Genomic DNA, 21,047 nt, shown 5'->3' on the forward strand with positions numbered 1-21,047 from the left:
TTGGTGGCGCACAAGTTGCTGAAGTGCATCACGGATGCCTGTCTTGTTTCCCAAACGACTCAAAGGGTGGCGCTTCGTTCTATTCAATCTGGTCCTCGGCCTCGGCCATGCGGTCGTGCTGTTCGGGGCCGGGGCGTACATCGCGCTGTTGCCCCACGTCGCCGGTAACTTGGGCGGAGTCTTGCCCAGCTTCGGGACGTGGGCGCAGACGGATTTCATGATCGCCCTGGCGCTGGCCTTCCCGGTCGCACGCTGGCTGGGGTGCCGCGTCGGGGAATATCGATTGTTCATCGGCGCCTTCGTCGGCTATGCCGTCGCGTCCTACCTCTGCGGCGCGAGCGACAACCTTGCGACGTTTCTGCCGGCCCGCCTGCTGCTCGGATTCGCCGGCGGCTTGACGCTGCCGATCGGCCAGGCGCTGTTGCTGAACGAGTACCCCGATCGCCGCAAGCCGTTGGGCCTGGCGATCTGGGGCGTCTTCACGCTGCTCCCGTTTACCGTCGGCTTTCCGTTCGGTGGGTGGCTCGCCGACGAAGTCGGATGGCGGGCCTTGTTCTATGTGAACGTCCCGGTGGCCCTGATCATCGCCGGGGTGACCGGCGCACTGCTGTATCGCCGCGGCTTCGAATCCACATGCAGGCCGTTCGATGCGGTGGGGTTCATCCTGCTGGCGGTGATCCTCGGCGGCATTCAAACGATCTTGAATCAGGGAAACGACTACGATTGGTTCGATTCACCGTTCCTCCGCCACGTGCTGATCGTCGTGGTGATCGCCGTCCCCTGCTTCATCATCTGGGAGTTGGGCGAGGTGCACCCGGCGCTGGATCTCGGTCTCTTCCGTCACCGCAACTTCGTCATCGGCGTGATCGGGCTGGCGGCCGGATTTTTCTCGCTGCAGGGGGTGCTGTCGCTGTTCATCGTGCAGCTCCAGTTGTTGATGGGCTATTCCTCGACGCTCGCCGGCCTGGTCTTCCTCCCGATGCTCCTGCTGGGCGCCCCCGTGATCTGCGTGATGCACGAGCTGGCCAAGCGTGTGGATGCGCGGTTATTGGCGTCCCTGAATCTGATGGGGCTTGCGCTGACGTTCTATTGGATCGGGCTCTTCGACGATCCGCATTCGTTCGATCAAATTTTCTGGCCGATGATCGTCGAAGGGGTCTTCCTCGGCTCCTTCTTCACGCCGTTGACGGTGCTGACGCTGCACGGCCTGACCGGCGATCAGATGCTGCGCGCCGCGGAGACCGTGAATCTCGTCCGGATCGCCGCCGGGGCGTTCGGGATCACGTCCCAAGGCGTCGTCCTGTTCCGGCGCACGCCGTTTCACCAGATGAACCTGGCCGACCATTTCGGCGGCCGTATCTCGGTGTCGTTCGACGGCTTGACCGATCTGACGACGAAGCTGGAACACGCGGGCGTGGGGCCGGGCATGGTGGAAGCGAAGCTGCACCAGCTCATCAAACAAGAGGCGGCGATCTTGGCGCTGGACGACGCCTTCTTGCTCGCCGCCTATCTTTGTGCGGGGCTGGCGGTCTTCGTCTGGCTCGCACATTCCACGCGCCGCCCGGTGCCGCCTCCGGCACAAGAGGAGCTGCGCGAATGGCGGGCCGAAGAATTGATGGAGCAACCATGAGGAGCCGGAGCAGCCGAAGCCTGTCTCGCCTGGCCCGAGCCGCGGCGTTCGGCGTTCTCCTGACGGGGTGCGCGTGGATCCCCAAAGGCGATCCACCGGCCGAGTACCTCGAGCCCCCGGAGATGAAGGACACGCTCGCGGAGGTCACGAGCCGTCTCGAGAAATGGCCGGATGACCGCTGGTGGGAGCAGTTCGGCACCCCCGAGTTGAACGAGCTGATCGAGACCGCGCTGAAGGACAATCCGGGCCTCAAGCTCGCGGCGGCCCGGCTTCGCGAAGCGCAGGGGATGGTGCGTGTGGAGGGCGCGCGGCTGCTGCCGTTCCTCGAGGCCGATGCGTCCCTCACCTATGAGAGAATTTCGCAGCACGGTGTCTTTGCCGCTCTCAATCCGGAGGTGGCGGGCGCCCGGATCCTGCTGGGCATCGTCAATCCCCTGAGCTTCCGGTACGAGTTCGACTTCTGGGGCAAGAACCGCGCGGCGCTCGAAGCCGCGCTCGGGCAGGCGGCCGCCGAAGAGGCCGAGCTCGCCGAAGTCAAGCTGCGGCTCACGACCGGCATCGCCCGCGCGTATTTCCGGGGGCAGGCCCTCCGGCAGCAGCTCGAGATCGTCACAGCGATCGTCGAGGTTCGCCGTCGCCTGCAGCAACTCGCTGAAACGCGCTTCCGGTTGGGGCTGGATCACGACCTCGCGGTCAAGCAGGCCGTCGCCGAGTACGAAGCGGCCGTCAAGCGGCAAGCGGGCGTCCGCGACCAGCTCGACGTCCAGCGCCATCTGCTGGCGCGGCTGGTCGGCAAAGGCCCGGATGGCGCCGCGCATCTGTTCGCCAAACCGGTCGTGCTCATCCCTGATCGCGTTCCGGTGCCGGACCATTTGCCGATGGGGTTGTTGGTCCACCGGCCTGATTTGGCCGCGGCGCTGTATCGGGCCGACTCGGCGGCCCGCTTGGTCAAGGTCGCCAAGACGCAGTTCTATCCGACGATCGACCTGACCGCCTTCGTCGGGTTCAACGCCCTGACGCTCACCAAGGGCGCCGACAAGCTCGCCAACTTCTTGTTCAGCGGGCAGAGCTTCGCGTACGGCGTCGCGCCCGGCCTTCGCCTGCCGTGGTTCGAAGGCGGGCGGCTGCGCGGCGAGCTGGCCGTGCACCGGGCCGAGTACGACGCGGCCGTCGAGCTCTACAACGAGACCCTGCTGGACGCGATGCGGGAAGTGGCCGACAGCCTGAGCGCCTGGCAGGCCAGCCGCGACATGTTGGACTCGCACAAGCGGCTCCTCGCTTCACTCGGGGAGGACTGGCGGCTGGCCAAGGTGCGGCTGATCACCGGATTGGACGATGATCGGGAAGTCCTGCGCCATCGCTATCCGGTCCTGGAGCAGGAGTACGCGTTGAGAGCATTGGAGAGCGACCAACTGGTCGCCGCCGTGGACCTCATCGAGGCCTTGGGCGGCGGCTACCACAACCCGGACGTGGAGAAGAGACCGACACAGAGACCGAACCTATGACGCCGACCGCCGCTCCCGAACCCGTGATGCCCAAGATTCATCCGAAGGCGATTCGTGCGCAACGAAACCGCCGGTTGGGGCTCGTTGCGGTCGCCGTGGCGCTCGCCGGACTGGTCTACGGCGGGTATTGGTGGACCACCGGCCGATACTGGATCGAGACGGACAATGCGTACGTCACGGGAAACCTGGTCCCCGTGGCGGCGCAGGCGACGGGCATCATCACCCACGTGCTGGCCGAGGAGACGCAGTTCGTGAACAAGGGGGATCTCGTGATCCGTCTCGATGAGCATGAGGCCTATGCCGCGATGGGCCGCGCCCGCGGACGACTGGGCGACGCCGTGCGGCGGATCAACGCCTTGTTCATGACGAAGCGACAGGTCGGTGAAAAGCTGGCCGCACGCAAAGCCCGGCTCGAGGTCGTCCGTCACGATCTCGAGCGGTATCGGAAGGCGTCCCCGAGCGGCGCCGTCTCGAAGCAGATCGTGCAGAACGCGGAAGACCAGCTGCGGGCTCTGGAGGCCGACGTGCGGGAGACGCAAGCGGAATACGATGCGCTCGACGTCCAGATCGGCGGCACGACCGTGATGGAGCATCCGGCGGTCGAATTGGCCAAGCACGAATTCGTGCAGGCGTATCTCGAATATACCCGGCAACAGATCCGCGCGCCGGTCTCCGGCTACGTGGCCAAGCGCAAGGCGCAGGTCGGCGACCGTGTGAAGCCGGGCACCAATCTCATGACGATCGTGCCGTTGGATCACCTGTGGGTCGAGGCGAACTTACGCGAAACCGACATGCGCGAGGTACGGCCGGGGCAAGAGGCGCTGGTCCGCGTGGATCTGCACGGCCGAGACCACGTCTATCGCGGCATCGTCGAGGGCTTGGTGCCGGGGACCGGCAGCGCGTTTGCGCTCCTCCCCCCGGACAATGCGACGGGCAACTTCATTCACATCACGGAACGGGTGCCGGTCCGCATCGCCTTGGCCGCCGACGAAATCCGGGAGCACCCGATTCGGCCCGGCCTTTCGACCGTCACCAAGATCCGGGTGGGGGACTCCGGGAATTCGGTGTGGACGTCGTTGGCCAAGCCGGACACCGCCGAATACGAGACCGACGTCTACGGCGATGAATTGACCGGTGCGGAGACGCTGGCGCAGACGATCATGCAGGGCAACGTGGTGCCCGTCCACTCGGGCCTGACTGCCAGTGCGGGCACGAGCGCCGAGCGTATGGCGGACCAGGAAATCGAAACCCTCCGAAGCGGAAGCAAGGAGACGAGGGACACTCATGAAATGGATGATGCCGGGCGTCGCGGCGTGCTGCCTGGTCCTGGGGATCACGGCCGGCGGATACGGTCAACTGGATTCGGACAGAATGGATCGGGCCGATAGATCGGACGCCGGCCTCGGCCGTGTGCCGGAGCGGCCGGGGGTCGGGCCGAAATACGAGCATGGCACCGTCCCGCCGGAATCACACATCCCTCCACGAAGCCCCGACCTCGGCCGGCCCTCCTTTCCTCTTTCCCCGTCTATCGGTCCCGGCTCCGGATTACTGGGACCGGAGGCAGGACGGGGGCCGGCAAGGCTGAGGTCCGGAGCCGACGAGGGGAGACGGTCAGGAGAAAGGTAAAAGCACGGGAGGAGCGGCTGCTCAAGGGGAAGGCCCCGTATGTCTACGGGGGGCTTTTACCCGCCGACACGACCAACTCGGTTCCCAGGCCCAGATTGCCGGCAATCAGGCATACCGGATCGGCGATCAGCTTTTCGACCAGCTTCTTCGCCGTGCCCGAGAACCGAATCCCAAACCGGTGCAACAGGAACCGTTCGAGGCTGCCCATGAAGAAGGCGGTCCCGACCCCGGTCCTGGTCGCCTTCACGGTGAACCCCGCTTTCGCGAGGAGCCGGGTCAAGGCCGCGGCATCGAAGTGGTACAGGTGGCGAGGCGGATCCCAGTGCACCCACCAAGGCCCGAAGATCCGGCGCTCGACGCCGCCCGCGTTCGGGACGACGATGACGACCCGGCCGTGGTCCGCCAGGATCCTCCGCGCCTCCTTCAGGACCCGGAGAGGATCGGGCATGTGCTCGAGCGAATGGCTGAACAAGAGGACGTCGAAAAATCCGTCCTCATAGCCCGCCGTCTCCAGAACCCCGAGCTTCACCCGGTCGTCAAATACCCGGCGTGCTCGTTCGACGGCGACGGGGCTGAGATCGATGCCGTATACGTCCCATCCCTGGTCCTGGAGCGCGCGCATGTTCTGTCCTACGTTACAGCCCACGTCCAACAGGCGGCCTCGGCCGACCCACGGGATGGGGTGTCGGCCTGTGAGGCTGCGGCGTGTCTTCTCCGGCCAGAGCAGGAGCTTGCGAAGCGACCGAAACCGCGTGGAGGGGAGGGCCGGAGGGTAGCCATAGTAGTCTTCCCGGATCCATTGCTTGAGCGTTCCCGAGAGACGTTTGGCCGAACGCTCGAGCGCCGAACGATTCGCTGAAGGCGGGTCGGGAAAGTATCCGGACGGGTAATACCGGCCCAAGTTTGACGGGGAAGGGCGAGGATTCAGGTACCGGAGACCGCAGCCCTTGCACTGTACCACCATGAACTCCTGATCGGTCGTCTGATGGAGCCAATCACGACCATGGAGGAGCGGCGTCGAATGATCGCTGCCGCAGAGCAGGCAGGGAACGGTTTCCATCGATGGGGTGTCCGTCGCTGGATCCGGCCGGGGCATCAAGGATAGTCGATCCTGACCAAGTACAACCCGTGGGCTGGAGCGGTCTGGCCCGCCGCGCGCCGGTCTCTGGCCTCGAGCACGTCTTTCATCGATCCTGCCGGGCGCTTTCTCAAGCCGATCTCTACGAGCGTCCCGACGATGGCGCGCACCATCTGCTTCAAGAAGCGGTCCCCCTCCGCCTCGATGGTCACGAGCGCCCCGGCCCGGGACACGTCCAGGCGCATGAGGTGGCAGAGGGCATCATCGGTCTCGCTTCCCGATCCTTGAAACGAGCTACAGTCGTGGCGCCCGACCAGGCAGGTGGCCCCTTCCTGCATCGCGTGGAGATCCAGGTCGCCCCACACGTGCCATGCACGCCCATGCTCGAGGGCGGAGCGCTCACGGCGATTCAGGATTCGATACCGGTACAGTTTGGAGCGGGCCGAGTACCGGGCATGGAAATCCTCGCCGGCAAGCTCGGCCCCGAGCACAGCGATGTGGGCAGGGAGCAGCGCGTTCAAGCCCCGGACCAACAGCGGGGGGGCCAAGCCCCGGTCGCACCGAAAGCTGGCCACCTGCCCCAATGCATGGACCCCGGCATCCGTTCGTCCGCCTCCGATGACTGGAATAGACGTCTGGGTGAGTCGCTGAAGGGCGGATTCCACCTCGGCTTGGATGGATGGGCGGTCCGGTTGCCGCTGCCAGCCGGCGTACTCACTGCCGTCGTATTCCAGTGTGAGCTTGTACGTGGGCATCTCTTAATAGGGATAGAGGGGTATGGGGTAGGGGTAAGGGGTGAGGCATGAGGTAATGGGGTAATTGGGGTATGGGGTAATGGAAGATGGAGAACAGAGAATTACGAGGCTCGCATTTTTCGCTCCGCTCTATTGTGACTCTGTGCCTTCACCACAGCGCTCAACTATACCCTCTATCACCTATCCCTATAACCCATACCCCACTCTGGCCCTACCACTTACCCCCTTATCCCCACTTCTCCCCTATCCCTCTACCCCATACCCCACTATCCCATATCCCTTACCCCCACCCACGGCTACTTGCGGGGGAGTGATGAATGCTTTGATGCCCTCGAAGATCCCTTCGGCGATGCGATTCAAGAAGGCTTGACCTTGCATCAGCCGTTCTTCGCCCGGATTGGAGATGAATCCGATTTCTGCCAGGATGCTCGGCATGGCGGTGAAGCGCAGGACATAGAACGGACCGGTCTTGACCCCATGGTCCACCACGTCATAGTGGGTGTTCAAGTGCGACACGAGCGCCTGCTTGGTGGACCAGGCCAGTTCCAGGGATTCCTCCATCTTCTTGGTCGTGAGCAGGTCGGCCACCAGATACTGCCAGCCCACGCCCGTGTTTTCGATCGGGGTCCCGTTTTCACGGGCGGCGACCGCCAAGGCGCGCGGGTCGCTCGCTTCACCGAAATGGTAAATCTCCAGCCCTTTCGTCGACCGCTGTGGGTGTGAGTTCACGTGGACCGAGACGAACAGGTCCGCTTCGTGCCGGTTGGCGAATTTGGCGCGGTCTTCCAATTCGACAAAGACATCGCGGTCGCGGGTCAACAGCACCCGCTTGCCGAGCCGTTGCTGGATGAAGTCGCGCAGCAGCAGACTGACCTTGAGGGTAATGTCCTTCTCCGCCGTGCCGCCCCGGCCGACCGCGCCCGGGTCTTTGCCTCCGTGGCCGGCGTCGATGACGATCGTCTTGACGTCCCGTCCGACCGGGCGGCGGGTCGGAGGCGGTGCGGTCTTGATCGTCGGCGGACGGTCGACCATCGCCGTCTCGTCGATCGGCGGCTTGCTATAGAGGTCGACCACCAAGCGATGAGGGTTCGTGAGCGGCAGCAGCTTGTAGTCGGTGAGCGATTCCAGCTCGAGCGAGATGCTGACCGATTGAGGGCCGCCGTGGTTGGACTGCACCACCATGACCTCATCGGGCAGGTCTCCCTGGTTGACCCGGGCCTTGGCCACCTTCCCCAACGACGTATTGGGCAGGTGAATGACGAGGCGCTCGGGCTGCTTCTCACGCCGCTGAGTGAAGCTCACCTGCCGCTGAAGGTCGAACACCAGACGTGTATGATCCGGATACGGGGTGACCCGAATGTCTTGGATGAGGGCCGGGCCGTTGGCCGATTTCCGGCTTCGCTTGCGGGCGGCCGTGAGCATCGGCCGGTGGTCGCTTGGCGCGGCGTCCACCGCCGTGAGGCTCGGCACGACCTTGGCATCCAGGATGGGCTCCACCGGGAGGAGGAAGGCGAGAAACGCCGCAACGAGTACGGGCAAGGGGAAAAGTTCGTGCGGGCGAGTACGCATTCGTCTAGGTTTTCTCAGATGTTCCGGTGGTTGTCAAGGTCGGCGGCCGCACGGTCTCGGGTTGACACCGTGGGAGGCCGCGACTAGTCTCGGGCCATGACTCATCTGATCATCGACGGATACAATCTGCTCGGCCAGCGGGGCCAGGTCGGCCCGGACGCCGAACAGGCGCGAGAGCGGTTGCTGGAGGAGCTCGCGCGTTATCGGCAACAGAAGGGCTATGCGATCACCGTGGTCTTCGACGCCTGGCGACAGGGCCCGGGAGTCGAGCGGCACGAGCATCGGGCCGGCGTGGAAGTCATCTACTCGAAGCGCGGGGAGCAGGCCGATCAAGTCATCCGACGATTGGCGGCCGAGTTCGCGGCTGATTCTGCGGTCGTCTCTTCCGACCGGGAAGTGGCGGCCTCCGCCAAGGCCCACGGCGCCTTTATCATCGGGGCCGACGAATTCGAGATGCGGTTGCGGGGCGGCGGGCGACGGATCCCCAATGCGCTCGCCGGCAAAGGCGGGGACGAGGAGGAGCCGGTCGCGCGCAATCCCGAGAAGAAGGGGAATCCGCGAAAGCTGCCCAAGAAGCTCAGGCAGCGGGCCAAGCAGATGCGCCGGTTTTGAGTCGTCGGCCTTCACCCGGCGCCGTGGCCGCAGGACCTCCACGGTCAGGCGGCGGCCGGGTCGAGTCCCTTGCCGAGAAGGCGCACGGCATTCTCCGTGGTCACCGCTTCAATGTCGCCAACCCCCATCCCGCGCACGTGCCCCACCTGCTCCGCCACCAGCCTGACATGGGCCGGTTCGTTTCGCTTGCCGCGATGCGGGACCGGCGTCAAGTAGGGGCAGTCGGTTTCTACGAGGATCCGGTCGAGCGGCGCCATCTTCACCACCTCACGCAAGGCTTCGGCTTTCGGAAAGGTGATGATCCCTGAAAACGACAGCAGGAACCCCAGATCCAAGGCGGCTTTTGCCAGGCGAATGCCGCCGGAGAAGCAGTGGAACATGCCGCCGATCTCGAACGCGCGCTCCTCGCGGAGGATGGCCACCGTATCGTCATCGGCCTCCCGCGTGTGGATCACGACCGGTCGCTTCAGCTCCCGGGCCACACAGACCTGTTCGCGGAATCGATCCCGCTGCTCCTTCGGCGACGAATGGTTGTAGTGGTAGTCGAGGCCGATCTCGCCGTAGGCGACGACCTTGGGGTGCTGCGCGAGCCGCCTCAGCTCGTCGTACCAGCCGTCGCCGATCGCTTTCACTTCGTGCGGATGGACGCCGACGGCCGCATAGACGAACGGGTAACGGTCGGCGAGGGAGACGGCCGCCCGGCTCGTCGCAAGGTCGCAGCCGATCGTGATCATCCTCGCGACCCCGTTCGCCCTCGCCCGCTCGAGCACCGCCTCGCGGTCGTCGTCGTAGCGAGGGTCGTCGAGGTGGCTGTGGGTATCGATCAACATGGCGGTGCTGTTCCTGAGCCGGGCGGAGGTTCGATCAGGGGGCGATCCTACCATGAGGCCCGCGTGCGCCACTAGCCTGGTCGTTCATGGCCCGCGTCGATTGCGACTCGGCATCCGCCGGACCTGGCCGCCGCCATGCGATTGACAAAGCGGAAATCGGTATGGTACCTAGCGCGACCGTCATGCCGGTCCCGTTCTCGAGCACCTCGCGTACGCACCTGAGCTTCGGCCTGGCCGTCCTGCTCGCCGCCGTGCTCGTCGCGTTGGCGCCGTTCGGGGCCGTCCTCGAAATCCACCACCTCCTGGCGGCGGCTGATCACGACGGGCACGAGCATTCGGCCTCCGACCTCTGCCAATGGATCCAGCACCACACGAGCCAGTCGCTCCTGTCGGCGCTGCCCGTGCCGGCGTCCCGTCCGTCGGGTATTTCTCATACCCCACCCGCCCCCGCGGCGCTCCTTTCGGCGCGCCTCCTTTCCGAGGGGCATTCCCGCGCGCCGCCCTCCCATTCCTAGTCTCGTCAACCACTCCCGCACCGCCTCGGATGACACGGCGGAAGCGGGGACGTGTGTCCGAACAGGAAGGAGGCGAACATGGAAAGCGCCGGAACTGGAGGGCGACGTGCGTGCGTCGTCCTCGTGTGCGCCGTGATCTGGTTACAGGCGGCGATCGTGCTCAGTGAGGAGGTGCGGCGGGTCGCGCCGCGGGAGATTCGTGGCATCGTCCAGTATCAGGACCTTCGCCGGGCCGGGCAGTCCGGGTCGAATCAAGCCCAAGTGGAGATCAGGGATCAGGAAGGCACTGTGATCGCGGAAGCGGTCACGGACGATGCCGGCGAGTTCCGGCTTCCCTTGCCGCCTGAGGGGACCTATTCGGTCAGCGCCGTCCAAGGGCCCCTCCGGAGCGAATACGTGATCGTGCGGGCCGAGGCCGCGGAGCTCCCCCCGTTGACGTTGACCCTCGCCCCGTCGAGCGAGCTGGCCCTCGAAGTGGTCTCGCCGCTGCCTCCGCTCGAATATCGGGCCTCGAGCGAGACGTACGCCGTGACGAGAAAGGACATCGAGGCCTTGCCGCGCGGCAACAACGTCGATTTGGAAGAGGTGCTCCGCACCATCCCGAGCGCCACGTACGGCGCCCTCAAGCAAGTCCATATCCGCCAAGAGCACGCGAACCTCCAGTTCCGCATCGACGGGGTGCCGATTCCCGATACCGTGACGTCGACGTTTACCGACGTCATCACGCCCCGCGCCTGGGAGCGGGCGGACATCATCCTGGGCGGCATGGAAGCGCAGTACGGGAACCGGACGGCGGCCGTGCTCGACATCACCAGTAAGAGCGGCACTCGACCGGGCTTCGGGTCGTTGCAGATGTTCGGCGGATCCAACGAAACGCTGAACCCCTCGTTCGAATACGGCGGAACGGTCGGAGAGAAGTTCCGGTACTACGTCCTCAACAGCCACATCTCCACCAACCGCGGGATCGAGCCGCCGACGCTCGGGAAGTCCGTCTTCCACGATCAGGCCGAGCGGAACCAGACGTACTTGCGAGGCGACTATCAGCTCGACAACCGCAACAATTTCACCTGGCTCTTCCTGAATTCCATCGCCAAATATCAGATCCCCACCAATCCGGCGCTCGACGTCAATCCGGATGTCTTGGGCCTGTTGCAGGCGCAGAATCCGGCGTTCACCCCCGTGCCGTCCCGCGCGATCGACGAGTTTCAAAAGGAGAACAATCAATACGGTCACATGGTCTGGCGGCACGACGTCAATACCAGCAACTTCTTCGCGCTGGCGGCCTATTTTCGGCATACCCGGGCCACGTTCAAGACCGATCCCTTCAACGTGCTGGCGTACACCGCCGATCCCGACGAACCGTTTTCGGCGAGCGATCAGGATCGCAACGCCTATTCCGGCGGCCTGCGTCTCGATTACGTCTATACGCCCAACGTCCGGCACATCATCAAAACGGGGGTTCAGCTCGACCGGTCGCAAGCCGTCAACAAGACCCTGCTCCACCTGTTCGAGAGGGATCCGGCCACCGGCGAGCCGATCGGATCGGTGCTGAACCGGCGGGCGGACAATCGGCTGATCGGGTATCGGGAGGAAGTCTGGATCCAGGATCAATGGACGCCGAACGAGCACTGGGTCTTCAACATCGGCGTTCGCGGGGATCTGATCCAGTACCAGTACACCGAAGGGCAGGTCAGCCCGCGAATCGGGGTCACCTACCGCGCGAACGAGTCGAACGTCTTCCACGCCTTTTACGGGCGGATGTTCACGCCGCCCAATCTCGAAGCGATCTCGTTCGCGAAGCTGAATACGATCGGGACGACCGCCGAGCCGGAGAACCTGACGAACAACAAGACGCGGGCCGAACGGTCGCATTACTTCGAAGTGGGCAGCTACCATGCGCTCGGGCGAAAGATCTGGCTGGAGCTGGCGGCCTATTACAAGCTCAACCGGTTCATGTCGGATGCCGGACAGTTCGGGACGACGCCGCTCTTGAACTATTTTGCCTTCGAGCGAGGATGGCAACGCGGGATCGACGGAGCTCTGAAGGTGCAGTTCAGCGATGAGCTCTTCGGGCGGGCCAACGTGGCCTGGGGGCAGTGCAAGGGCTATGGCTTGCGTTCGGGACACTTCCTGCTCGAGCAGGCGGAGATCGACGACATCAATTCGCCGGGCGGCGTCTTTTGCGATCACTCTCAGTTCGTGACGAGCTCCGCCGTCCTGACGTATCGCTTCCGGGAGCGGACGACGATCAGCGGACAGATGCTGTATGGCTCGGGATTACGGACGGCGGAGCCGGGTGCGAAGACGAATTCCACGCACGAGGATTCGTATACCATCTATAATCTCTCGATCACGCACGTCTTTCCCTTGCCGAACAAACAAAAATTTCTCGTCGGGTTTGACGTGCTCAATCTGCTGAACGAGGAGTTTTTCTTCAATCGGGGGGAGGGGAGCATCGGCCTGGGCATCGCGCACGCGGGGATGCCCCGCTCGTTTTTCTTACGAGGTCAGTGGATTTTTTGATAGGCTGAGCCGTCGGCCGCCGGCGATCAGCGCCGGTCGCCGACGGTTTCGCCGCTGATCGCTCATCTTCAACTCAGGATAGGAGCCATGGATCGACTACACAGACTCGCCGTCGTCCTAGGCCTGGCCGCGTGGCTGTGGCCGGCCGCCGCTGGATCCGTCGAAGGCGATCGCGCGACGCACCAATCGGACCATGAGGAGGACGTCCTCGATCTTCCCGAAGTGCACGTTCATGGGCTGCCCCTCAACAAGGATCAGCAGCAGGGACCGGTGCCGCGGCACACGCCGTGGCCGAAGATCCCGGCCTCGTTGGATGGGAAGGATCTCGATGACTGGATGAAAGCGCGCGTGCTGGTGAGCAAGGAGGCACGGGTCACGGTCGTGATCCTGGAGCCGGCCAAGCACCGGGAGCTGACCCAAGCCGGCATCGCCGCGCTCAGGCAATGGACCTTCGATCCGCAGCTTCGCGGGGATGAGCCGGTCGACGGGGAGCTGACGGTGCGCATTCATTTCCGGACGCAATGAGGCTCGGTGCAGGGTCGGGAGGGGGCGGTGACGTGGGACCTTGAGCTGTTTCGGACCATCAACGGATGGTCGGGCCGGGTCCCCCTGGCCGACGCCGCCATGGTGGCGCTGGGGCATGGATCCAATCTGGTGTTGCCGGGGATCCTGGTCTTTGCCTACTGGTGGTGGAGGGCGCGACGGGAGGCGGTCATCGGCGCGGCGGCGCTCGCGGCGCTGGTGGCCGTGGCCGATGTCCTCGGCGCCCAGGTGAAGCACCTGGTCGCCCGCCCCCGGCCCTGTCGGATCCTCGACGGCGTCCGCGAGCTCGTCGGGTGCGGCGGCACCTACAGTTTCCCCTCCAACCATGCGATGAATACCGCCGCGGCAGCCGCGTTCGCGCAGGTCCTGTATCCGGCCACCGGCTGGGTGAGCTGGCCGCTCGTCGTCCTGATCGGCCTCTCGCGCGTGTAATGTCGGGGCGCATTTGTCACTGACGTGGTCGGGGATATTGATGGGGGCGTTGGCGGGGGCGTCGCCGCCTGGGCCTTGCGCCGCTGGTGGCGCGCGCCGCGCGGGACGCGGCTCACCGCCCGCGGTGCGCCGCGGTGAGTTGATTGAGATCGCAGTGGACGGCCTCGCCGTGGCAGCACTGCGTCTCCATCTGGATCGTCAGATGCTTGATGCCGAACTCGGACGCGACTCTCGCCCGCACGGTCCGTAACAGCTCGTCGGTCAGGTTCGTATCGTCCCCTTCCACCATGACGTGGCAGGTGAGCATGACCAAGCGCGGCTCCACCGCCCAGATGTGGAGGTCGTGCACGTTCTTCACGCCGGGGATTTTTTCGATCGCTTCCACCACGTGAGCGGTCTTGATGCCCGGCGGCGTCGATTCCAGCAACACCTCGAGCGACTCCCGCAGCAGCGGCCATGCGCCGCGGACGATCACGACGACGATCACGAGACTGACGATCGGATCGAGCACGGCCCACCCCGTCAGCAGGATCGCCGCGCCGCTGGCGACCACGCCCAACGACACCCACGCATCGGCCAGCATGTGGAGGAACGCGCTGCGGATGTTCAGGTCGTCCTGCGCCCCCTGCTGCAAGAGCAACGCGATCCCGATGTTCGCGACGAACGAGACGAGCGCGATGCCCATCACCCAGCCGCCGTCCACCGGCACCGGGTCGAGCACGCGTTTCACGGCCAAGACCCCGATGACGAGCGCGGTGACGAAGAGCACGACGGCGTTGATGAACGCCGTGACGATCCCCGCGCGGTGGTATCCGAACGTGCGGGCTTCGGTCGCCGGTCGTGCCGCGAGCATGTGCGCGTAGAGCGCGAGGAACAGGGACCCCTGGTCGATCAGGTTGTGACCGGCGTCGCTCATCACGCCGGTGCTGTTGATCCAGAGGCCCCCCAGGAACTCGGCCAGGATGACGATCGAATTCAGAACCAGCGCAACGTGCAGTCGTTGCCGCAGTTGGCGATAGGTGGGGTGGGGGTGGTCGTGTCCGATCATCGTCGTTAGTTTCGCATGGATGCGGGCGAGGCGCAAGAAAGGGAGGAGGTCGGATGCTCGATCACTCCCGTGGGTTCTCGGAGCCGGCGGCGTCTAGGAGAGGGTTGGGGAGAACTCCAGGAAATACTGCCTCGGCAGGAAGGTATGCTCCCGGAGCAGGTGATATCCTGCCTTGGCCATCTCCTCGATGACGGTCTCACGAGCGACGAGGTGTCGGCGCGGGAACCCCACGTCGCCCGAGCGCTCGTCGTGATAGAAGTCGATGATCGCGACGCGGCCTCCGGCTCTGAGCGCTGATTTGACGTTCATGAAATAGGCCGGCCGGTCCTCCAGGTGGTGATAGACGTTGCAGAGGAAGATCAGATCGACGGAGTCCGCGGGCAGCGTCGGGTTGTCGGGGCGGGCAAGGATGAACTGCACGGTGTACGGAATGTGCAAGTGCTCGAGACTGTCCTTCGTATAGGCGAGCATCTCCGGTTCGACATCGACGGCGTAGACCCGTCCCGTCTCGGTGACGGCTTGGGCGAACCGCCGCGTGAAGTAGCCCGACCCCGCTCCAAGGTCGGCGACGGCCATGCCGGGTTTGAGTCCCAGCGCCCCGATGACCTCCGCGGGCTTTTGATACTGGTCGCGCTCCGGGCGGTCCAGGTGCTCGAGATAGTCCTTGATATCGGCAGGCCGGCGATGGTGCGTGGGATCATGCTGCGCGACCGAGCCGAACGGCCAGGCCAAGGCCAGCGCCACGAGAGCGACGAGCAGCACGGGAGCGCGGCGGAGGTGCCGGTGCGGGTTCATAGACTCCTCGTCATGCCGAAGAGGCTTCCCGATCGGCGTCCAGATGGTCGAGGATGTCGCCGGGCTCGTCGAACCAGTGATTCTCGCCGCCGGCCCGGACGGCTTGGATGAAGGTTTGCCGCTCGTCGTCACGCTTGCTCCACAGGGCCGCGCCGAACGGGATCCCCGCCGCGCGGGCCGCCTCGCAATCGAGGAGCGAATCCCCGACGTACAAGGCTCGCGCCGGCGCGACCGCCATCGCCTCCAGGGCGGCGAAGAGTCCCTCGGGGTGCGGCTTTGGGTGGGTGACGTCGTCGTCGGTCACCACGACGTCGAACGGGCCGAGACCGCAGGCGGGAAACGTCTTGTCCCATGCCGCACGGCTCTTGCCGGTGACGACGCCCAAGGCGTACCCCTTGTCGCGCAGGGCGTCCAGCAGCGCAGGCACGCCCGGGTAGAGCCCGTCGCAGTGCGAGTCATGAAGCACGTGATACTCCGTCAGGAAGCCGGCGAACAGGTCCGAGAAACGCGCCTCTTCGACGATCCGTTGCAGGAGGCGCCGTTCGGCGGTCGGTTTGAGCGCGAGGATTTCCTCGTCGCTCAAGCCCCGGCCGAAGTGCGGCGCGAGCGAGCGGCGGAACGCCTCGAGATACAGCCGCCACGTGTCGATGAGGGTCCCATCGAAATCGAACAGGACCGCGCGCCTCACCTCGTCGTCCCCGTCTGGGCCAGCGGGGTGGGCTTGGTGCGGGCTATGACCGCCTTCAGCTCCTCCCCGGTGATCGTCTCTTTGGTGAGCAACACCGAGGCCGCCTCGCGAAGCACCGGCTCCTGTGAGGCAAGGATCGCGCGGACGCGCGTGTACTGCTCGTCGATGATCCGCCTCACTTCACAGTCGATCTCCCGCGAGGTCTCTTCACTGTAGTCCCCGGCGGGCTCCGGCTGCGCCGCCTGCAGGAACAGCGGGCGGCGGTCGCGTTCGAAGCTCACCTGTCCCAGCTTCTCGCTCATCCCGTACGCTTTCACCATGCTCTTGGCGATATCGGTGGCCTTCAACAGATCGTCCTGCGCTCCGGTCGAAATCTCCCGGAAGATGATCTCTTCCGCCACGCGACCGCCGAGCAGCACCGCGATCTTGTTCTCCAGCTCGGTCTTGGTCATCAGGAACCGATCTTCGGTCGGCACCTGCATGGTGTAGCCGAGCGCCGCGATGCCGCGAGGGATGATGGAAATCTTGTGCACCGCGTCGGAGCCCGGGATGGACAGCGCGACGAGCGCATGGCCCACTTCATGATGCGCCACCCGCTCTTTCTCCATCGGATTGAGGACGCGATTTTTCTTTTCCAAGCCTGCGATGACCCGTTCGACGGCTTCCTGCAGCTCGGGCAGCGCCACCTTGTCCTTGCCCCGCCGTACGGCGAGCAGGGCCGCCTCGTTGATGAGGTTCGCGAGGTCCGCGCCGACGAAGCCGGGCGTCATCGCCGCGACGACCTCGAGGTCTTTCTCGTCCGCCAGCGGTACGTTGCGGGCGTGGACCTTGAGGATCGCCAGGCGTCCGGACTTGTCCGGCCGGTCCACCAGCACGTGACGGTCGAAGCGGCCGGCGCGCAAGAGGGCGGGATCGAGGATCTCAGGCCGGTTCGTGGCGGCCATCAGGATCACCCCGACCCGTGGGTCGAACCCGTCCATCTCGACCAGCAACTGGTTCAGGGTCTGCTCGCGCTCCTCGTGAGCCATGGGTCCGACCCCTCGGGCCTTCCCCAGGGCGTCGAGCTCGTCGATGAAGATGATGCAGGGCGCCTTGTCCTTCGCCTGTTCGAAGAGATCCCGGACACGCGCCGCCCCGACGCCGACGAACATCTCGACGAACTCCGATCCGCTGATCGAGAAGAACGGCACCCCCGCCTCGCCCGCCACCGCCCGCGCAAGCAACGTCTTCCCGGTTCCCGGGGGGCCGACGAGCAAGATGCCCTTGGGGATCTTCCCGCCCAAGCGCCGGAACTTTTCCGGGGTCTTGAGGAACTCGATGACTTCCTTGAGCTCCTCTTTGGCTTCCTCCACGCCGGCGACGTCGGCGAACGTGACCTTGACCTCTTTCTCCATGTAGATCTTGGCCTTGCTCCGTCCCACGGTCATGAAGCCACCCTGGCCTTGACCCATGCGGCGCAAGAGAAACAGCCAGATTCCGAAGAACAGGGCGATCGGGATGAGCCAGGACAAGAGGTCCCGGAAGAACGTCGATTCGATGACCCCGCTGATCTTGACGCCGTGCGCCTGGAGCTCTCGGACCAGGTCCGGATCCTCGACGCGCACCGTGTTGAAGATACGACCGTCGGGCCGGCCTTCGCCCCCGCCGTCTTTCTCGGGCTCCGCCTTCATCTTTCCGTGAATGATGCTCGAGGAGATGGAGACCTCCTCCACTTTGTCGGCCGCGACGGCGGCCTTGAATTCGCTATAGGGGATCTCGGTGGGATTGAAGTAGGGCGTGACGAAGAGCTGGAACAGCATCAACGCCCACAGGGCGATGAAGATGTACCAGATGGAAAATTGGCGTTGTTTCTTGTCCATGGGACGGGCAGGAGAATGCCAACTACTCAGTTACTTCATTACCTCATTACGTCTGAACGGTTATTCTACAACGCTTCGATTCTTCTTCAATTCTTTTTGGACTTGAGTTGCTCGGGCACGACCGGGTAGTGGGCCTCCCCCATGCCGAAGTGCCCGCCTGCGGTGTCGGCGGCGACGACGCGCAAGGTAATGCCGTCCGGAGCCTCGGTCGGGCGCGGGACGAAAAACGGCGCCTCGAACACGTTCCGACTCCCGGCGTAAAACATCTGCAGCCGATCGACCACTTTGTCGCCGACCAGCACCTCCGCATGGATGTCCATCTTCCGCGAGTCCCAATCCCCGTGGGGGCGTACCACCGACCCGGACAAGGTGCGAACCGAGGCGGCGAGCGTCACGTCGTCTTTGGCGGCGAGCGGTGCTCCAGGAGTGGGGTGCTCGATCTGCACGATGTAGCCGTAGAGATGGATCACGATCCCGTCGTTCGTCAAGTCGCGCCCGGGGAACAGCAGCACCGTCTTGGTCGCCCGTTGCATGGCGGAGGGATAGGCGAGCGGGCCCTGGGCCGCGATCTCGACGAGCGTGGGGCGATCGAGTTGGAGCGTGGCGTGGAAGGAGCCGGACGGGCGCGTGGAATAGCGCGGCTCTTCCATCAGGCGCGGGGTGCGCATGATCTGGTTCTGGTCCCCGGCCTCTCCCGTCTGGGTGCCCGAGGCGAGCAGGCGGCCGGTGGCGACGTCGGTGATCGTGACCCGCGCGCCGCCGACGGCGTCGCCGACGACCATCGCCCCGTGGGCCACCACTCGGACGACCACCTCCGTGTCGATCGGTTGTCCGGGCAGCGTCGTCCAGTCTTTCTCCGCCGCGGGCGCAAGGGGTCCGGTGAGGAGGGTGAACAGCACCAGCGCCGGTGTCGCCAGTCGGAGCCCGACACGCATGTTACTTGACCTTGATGCCGGCCGGCACGTCTTCGATGAACGTCGCCAGCCCTTCGACCTCTTTGTCTCCCGCCGCCAGCACCATCCCCTGCGATTCGATGCCCATCAATTTGGCCGGCTTCAGATTCGCGACGATCACGATCGTCTTGCCCACCAGTTGTTCGGGCGCGTATTTCTTCCCGATGCCGGCGACGATCTGCCGTTGCTCGGTGACCAGATCGACCCGCAACGTGAGGAGCTTGTCGGACTTCGGGACCCGCTCGGCCGACAGCACTTTCGCGGTCTTGAGCTGGATCTTCTGGAAGTCCTCGATCGTGATTTGCGACGAGGCTCCGGAGACCGGCTGTGCGGATGCCGGAGCGTCCGAGACCCTCTGCGCAGGCGTCTGGGACCCGGGGCCGGATGCCTCCAGGGGGGACGTGGGTTGAGGGGCTGCCTGTTGGCTCACCGATCGTGCTCCTTCTCCAGAGGTTTTCTCGATGCGTGGGAAGAGGGCCTTGCCTTTGGTCACCTTCGTGCCCGGCGGGAGGCCGCCCCATGCCAGCTCGCGCGGGTCGGAGAGCGCCCCGGGGTTGAGGTGCGGGGAGATCCCGAGTTGCGTCCGGATGTCGGCGGCGGCCTGCGGCATGAAAGGAGCCAGAAAGAGACTGAGGACGCGGAGCGTCTCCCCGGCATTGTACAGCACGGACGCCAGACGCGTCCGGCTCTCCGGCCGCTTGGCCAGGACCCAGGGGGCCGCCTTGTCGATGTATTGATTCCCCTGTTGAACCAGCCCCCAAATGGTCTCCAAGACCTTGTTGAACTGCAGATCCGCGAGGTCCGGCTCGATGTGCTCCTTCAAGCGCTCGGCCGTGTGCTTCAGCAGATCGTCGCCGTCCATCCCGAAATTCGGCTCGGGCTCGGGGACGAGGCCGTCGGCAAATCGTTCGATCAGCGTGATGGTCCGGCTCAGCAGGTTCCCGAGGTCGTTCGCGAGATCCGTATTGATACGACCGATCAACGCCTGGCGGGAAAAGTCGCCGTCTTGCCCGAACGGGACCTCCCTGAGCAGGAAGTACCGGAACGCATCGGCGCCGAACGTCTCGACGATCGCATTCGGATCCACCACGTTGCCGCGGCTCTTCGACATCTTCTCGCCGTCCACGGTCCACCACCCGTGCGCAAAGATCGTGCGGGGAGGCGGGAGCCCCATCGCCTGGAGCATGGTCGACCAGTAGACCGAATGGGTGGTGAGAATGTCCTTGCCGATGAGATGCACATCGGCCGGCCACCACCGCGCGAACCGCGTCTCGTCCACCGTGTAGCCGGGGATCGAAATGTAATTGACCAGCGCATCGAACCAGACGTAGGTCACGTAGTCGCGATCGAACGGGAGCTCGATCCCCCACGACAGGCGTGACCTGGGCCGTGAGATCGACAGATCTTCCAACGGCTGCTGGAGGAATCCCAGGACCTCGTTGCGGCGGCTGCGCGGCTTGATGAACTCGGGGTGGGCCTCGATGTGCTCGACGAGCCACTGCTGGAAGCGGCTCATCCTGAAAAAATAGTTCTTCTCGCTCAAGCGCTCCACGGGCCGCCTGCAGTCGGGACACAGCCCGTTCACGAGATCTTTCTCCGTCCAGAAACGTTCGTCGGCGGTGCAGTACCAGCCGGTATAGTCGGCTCGATAGATCTCCCCCTTGTCGTACAAGCGCTGCAGCGCTTCCTGGACCACCACCTGGTGGCGCGCCTGGGTCGTACGGACGAAGTCGTCGTTCGAGATGCTCAGCCGCGCCCAGAGTCGTTCGAACTGCGGCGCCAACCGGTCGCAATACGCCTGCGGGTCGATTCCGGCCCTCTGCGCCGCCTGCTGCACCTTTTGTCCGTGCTCGTCGAGGCCCGTGAGGAAGAAGACCTCTTGCCCGCGCAGCCGCGCGAAGCGCGCGAGGACATCGGCGGCCACGGTCGTATAGGCGTGGCCGATATGCGGCACGTCATTGACGTAATAGATCGGGGTCGTGACGTAGAAGGTCGGGCGGTCACCCATGTTTCTCTCGTCAGCGTTGTCTGAAACCGCCGTCAATCTCTTTGGGTTCCGGTGTCCTGCAACCCGTGTTCACCATAC

At 64.8% G+C, this 21,047-nt stretch carries 18 protein-coding genes; 8 read left to right on the forward strand and 10 right to left on the reverse strand.

The window, feature by feature from the left end:
* Positions 1–34: 34 nt before the first annotated feature.
* The 3 genes from ACWHYV_RS06100 to ACWHYV_RS06110 are packed head-to-tail and all read left to right on the forward strand — an operon-like array spanning position 35 to position 4,523.
* The gene (locus tag ACWHYV_RS06100; protein WP_447979769.1) at positions 35–1,630 is read left to right on the forward strand and encodes a DHA2 family efflux MFS transporter permease subunit; all 1,596 of its coding nucleotides are present in this window, start codon (positions 35–37) and stop codon (positions 1,628–1,630) included.
* The gene (locus ACWHYV_RS06105) at positions 1,627–3,135 is read left to right on the forward strand and encodes an efflux transporter outer membrane subunit (protein WP_447979770.1); all 1,509 of its coding nucleotides are present in this window, start codon (positions 1,627–1,629) and stop codon (positions 3,133–3,135) included. The genes ACWHYV_RS06100 and ACWHYV_RS06105 overlap by 4 nt, the downstream gene beginning before the upstream one ends.
* The gene (locus tag ACWHYV_RS06110) at positions 3,132–4,523 is read left to right on the forward strand and encodes an HlyD family efflux transporter periplasmic adaptor subunit (protein WP_447979771.1); all 1,392 of its coding nucleotides are present in this window, start codon (positions 3,132–3,134) and stop codon (positions 4,521–4,523) included. The genes ACWHYV_RS06105 and ACWHYV_RS06110 overlap by 4 nt, the downstream gene beginning before the upstream one ends.
* Before the next feature lie 281 nt (positions 4,524–4,804).
* Here the strand turns inward: ACWHYV_RS06110 and ACWHYV_RS06115 are convergent, their stop codons facing one another.
* The 3 genes from ACWHYV_RS06115 to ACWHYV_RS06125 all read right to left on the reverse strand — a co-directional run bounded on the left by ACWHYV_RS06115 (position 4,805) and on the right by ACWHYV_RS06125 (position 8,133).
* Positions 4,805–5,821 (reverse strand): class I SAM-dependent methyltransferase, encoded by a 1,017-nt coding sequence (locus ACWHYV_RS06115; RefSeq protein ID WP_447979772.1) that lies wholly within the window; start codon positions 5,819–5,821, stop codon positions 4,805–4,807.
* A 35-nt stretch (positions 5,822–5,856) separates the two neighbouring features.
* On the reverse strand, positions 5,857–6,594 hold the full coding sequence (gene truA, locus ACWHYV_RS06120; protein WP_447979773.1) for a tRNA pseudouridine(38-40) synthase TruA: 738 nt from the start codon (positions 6,592–6,594) through the stop codon (positions 5,857–5,859).
* 243 nt (positions 6,595–6,837) lie between these two features.
* Positions 6,838–8,133, reverse strand: a complete 1,296-nt coding sequence (locus tag ACWHYV_RS06125; protein WP_447979774.1) for an N-acetylmuramoyl-L-alanine amidase — start codon at positions 8,131–8,133, stop codon at positions 6,838–6,840.
* A 126-nt stretch (positions 8,134–8,259) separates the two neighbouring features.
* Here ACWHYV_RS06125 and ACWHYV_RS06130 point away from each other — a divergent pair, with 126 nt between their 5' ends.
* Positions 8,260–8,775 carry an NYN domain-containing protein gene (locus tag ACWHYV_RS06130; protein ID WP_447979775.1) on the forward strand — a complete coding sequence of 172 codons (516 nt, stop codon included), beginning with the start codon at positions 8,260–8,262 and terminating at the stop codon, positions 8,773–8,775.
* A 44-nt stretch (positions 8,776–8,819) separates the two neighbouring features.
* Here ACWHYV_RS06130 and ACWHYV_RS06135 read toward each other — a convergent pair whose 3' ends face one another.
* Complete coding sequence (locus ACWHYV_RS06135) at positions 8,820–9,659, reverse strand: TatD family hydrolase (RefSeq protein ID WP_447979776.1); 840 nt, start codon at positions 9,657–9,659, stop codon at positions 8,820–8,822.
* Between the two features lie 107 nt (positions 9,660–9,766).
* On the opposite strand from ACWHYV_RS06135, the gene ACWHYV_RS06140 reads away from it, so the two are divergent.
* The 4 genes from ACWHYV_RS06140 (at position 9,767) to ACWHYV_RS06155 (ending at position 13,618) form a co-directional block, all read left to right on the forward strand.
* On the forward strand, positions 9,767–10,120 hold the full coding sequence (locus ACWHYV_RS06140; protein WP_447979777.1) for a hypothetical protein: 354 nt from the start codon (positions 9,767–9,769) through the stop codon (positions 10,118–10,120).
* Positions 10,121–10,198: 78 nt separating this feature from the next.
* Entirely contained in the window at positions 10,199–12,643 is a 2,445-nt protein-coding gene (locus ACWHYV_RS06145) for a TonB-dependent receptor (protein WP_447979778.1), read from the forward strand.
* A gap of 87 nt (positions 12,644–12,730) precedes the next feature.
* On the forward strand, positions 12,731–13,168 hold the full coding sequence (locus ACWHYV_RS06150) for an energy transducer TonB family protein (protein ID WP_447979779.1): 438 nt from the start codon (positions 12,731–12,733) through the stop codon (positions 13,166–13,168).
* A 27-nt stretch (positions 13,169–13,195) separates the two neighbouring features.
* Complete coding sequence (locus ACWHYV_RS06155) at positions 13,196–13,618, forward strand: phosphatase PAP2 family protein (RefSeq protein ID WP_447979780.1); 423 nt, start codon at positions 13,196–13,198, stop codon at positions 13,616–13,618.
* A 112-nt stretch (positions 13,619–13,730) separates the two neighbouring features.
* Here the strand turns inward: ACWHYV_RS06155 and ACWHYV_RS06160 are convergent, their stop codons facing one another.
* From ACWHYV_RS06160 to metG, 6 genes are all read right to left on the reverse strand, one after another.
* Positions 13,731–14,666, reverse strand: a complete 936-nt coding sequence (locus ACWHYV_RS06160; RefSeq protein WP_447979781.1) for a cation diffusion facilitator family transporter — start codon at positions 14,664–14,666, stop codon at positions 13,731–13,733.
* A 93-nt stretch (positions 14,667–14,759) separates the two neighbouring features.
* Entirely contained in the window at positions 14,760–15,461 is a 702-nt protein-coding gene (locus tag ACWHYV_RS06165) for a class I SAM-dependent methyltransferase (protein WP_447979782.1), read from the reverse strand.
* A 10-nt stretch (positions 15,462–15,471) separates the two neighbouring features.
* A complete protein-coding gene (locus ACWHYV_RS06170) occupies positions 15,472–16,149 on the reverse strand; it encodes an HAD family hydrolase (protein ID WP_447979783.1) in 678 nt (225 codons plus the stop codon).
* Positions 16,146–18,008 (reverse strand): ATP-dependent zinc metalloprotease FtsH, encoded by a 1,863-nt coding sequence (ftsH, locus tag ACWHYV_RS06175; protein ID WP_447979784.1) that lies wholly within the window; start codon positions 18,006–18,008, stop codon positions 16,146–16,148. The genes ACWHYV_RS06170 and ftsH overlap by 4 nt, the downstream gene beginning before the upstream one ends.
* An 86-nt stretch (positions 18,009–18,094) precedes the next feature.
* A complete protein-coding gene (locus ACWHYV_RS06180; protein WP_447979785.1) occupies positions 18,095–18,943 on the reverse strand; it encodes a hypothetical protein in 849 nt (282 codons plus the stop codon).
* 1 nt (position 18,944) lies between these two features.
* The gene (gene metG, locus ACWHYV_RS06185) at positions 18,945–20,969 is read right to left on the reverse strand and encodes a methionine--tRNA ligase (RefSeq protein ID WP_447979786.1); all 2,025 of its coding nucleotides are present in this window, start codon (positions 20,967–20,969) and stop codon (positions 18,945–18,947) included.
* Positions 20,970–21,047: the final 78 nt, after the last annotated feature.

It is taken from the genome of Candidatus Nitrospira bockiana (assembly GCF_965152565.1).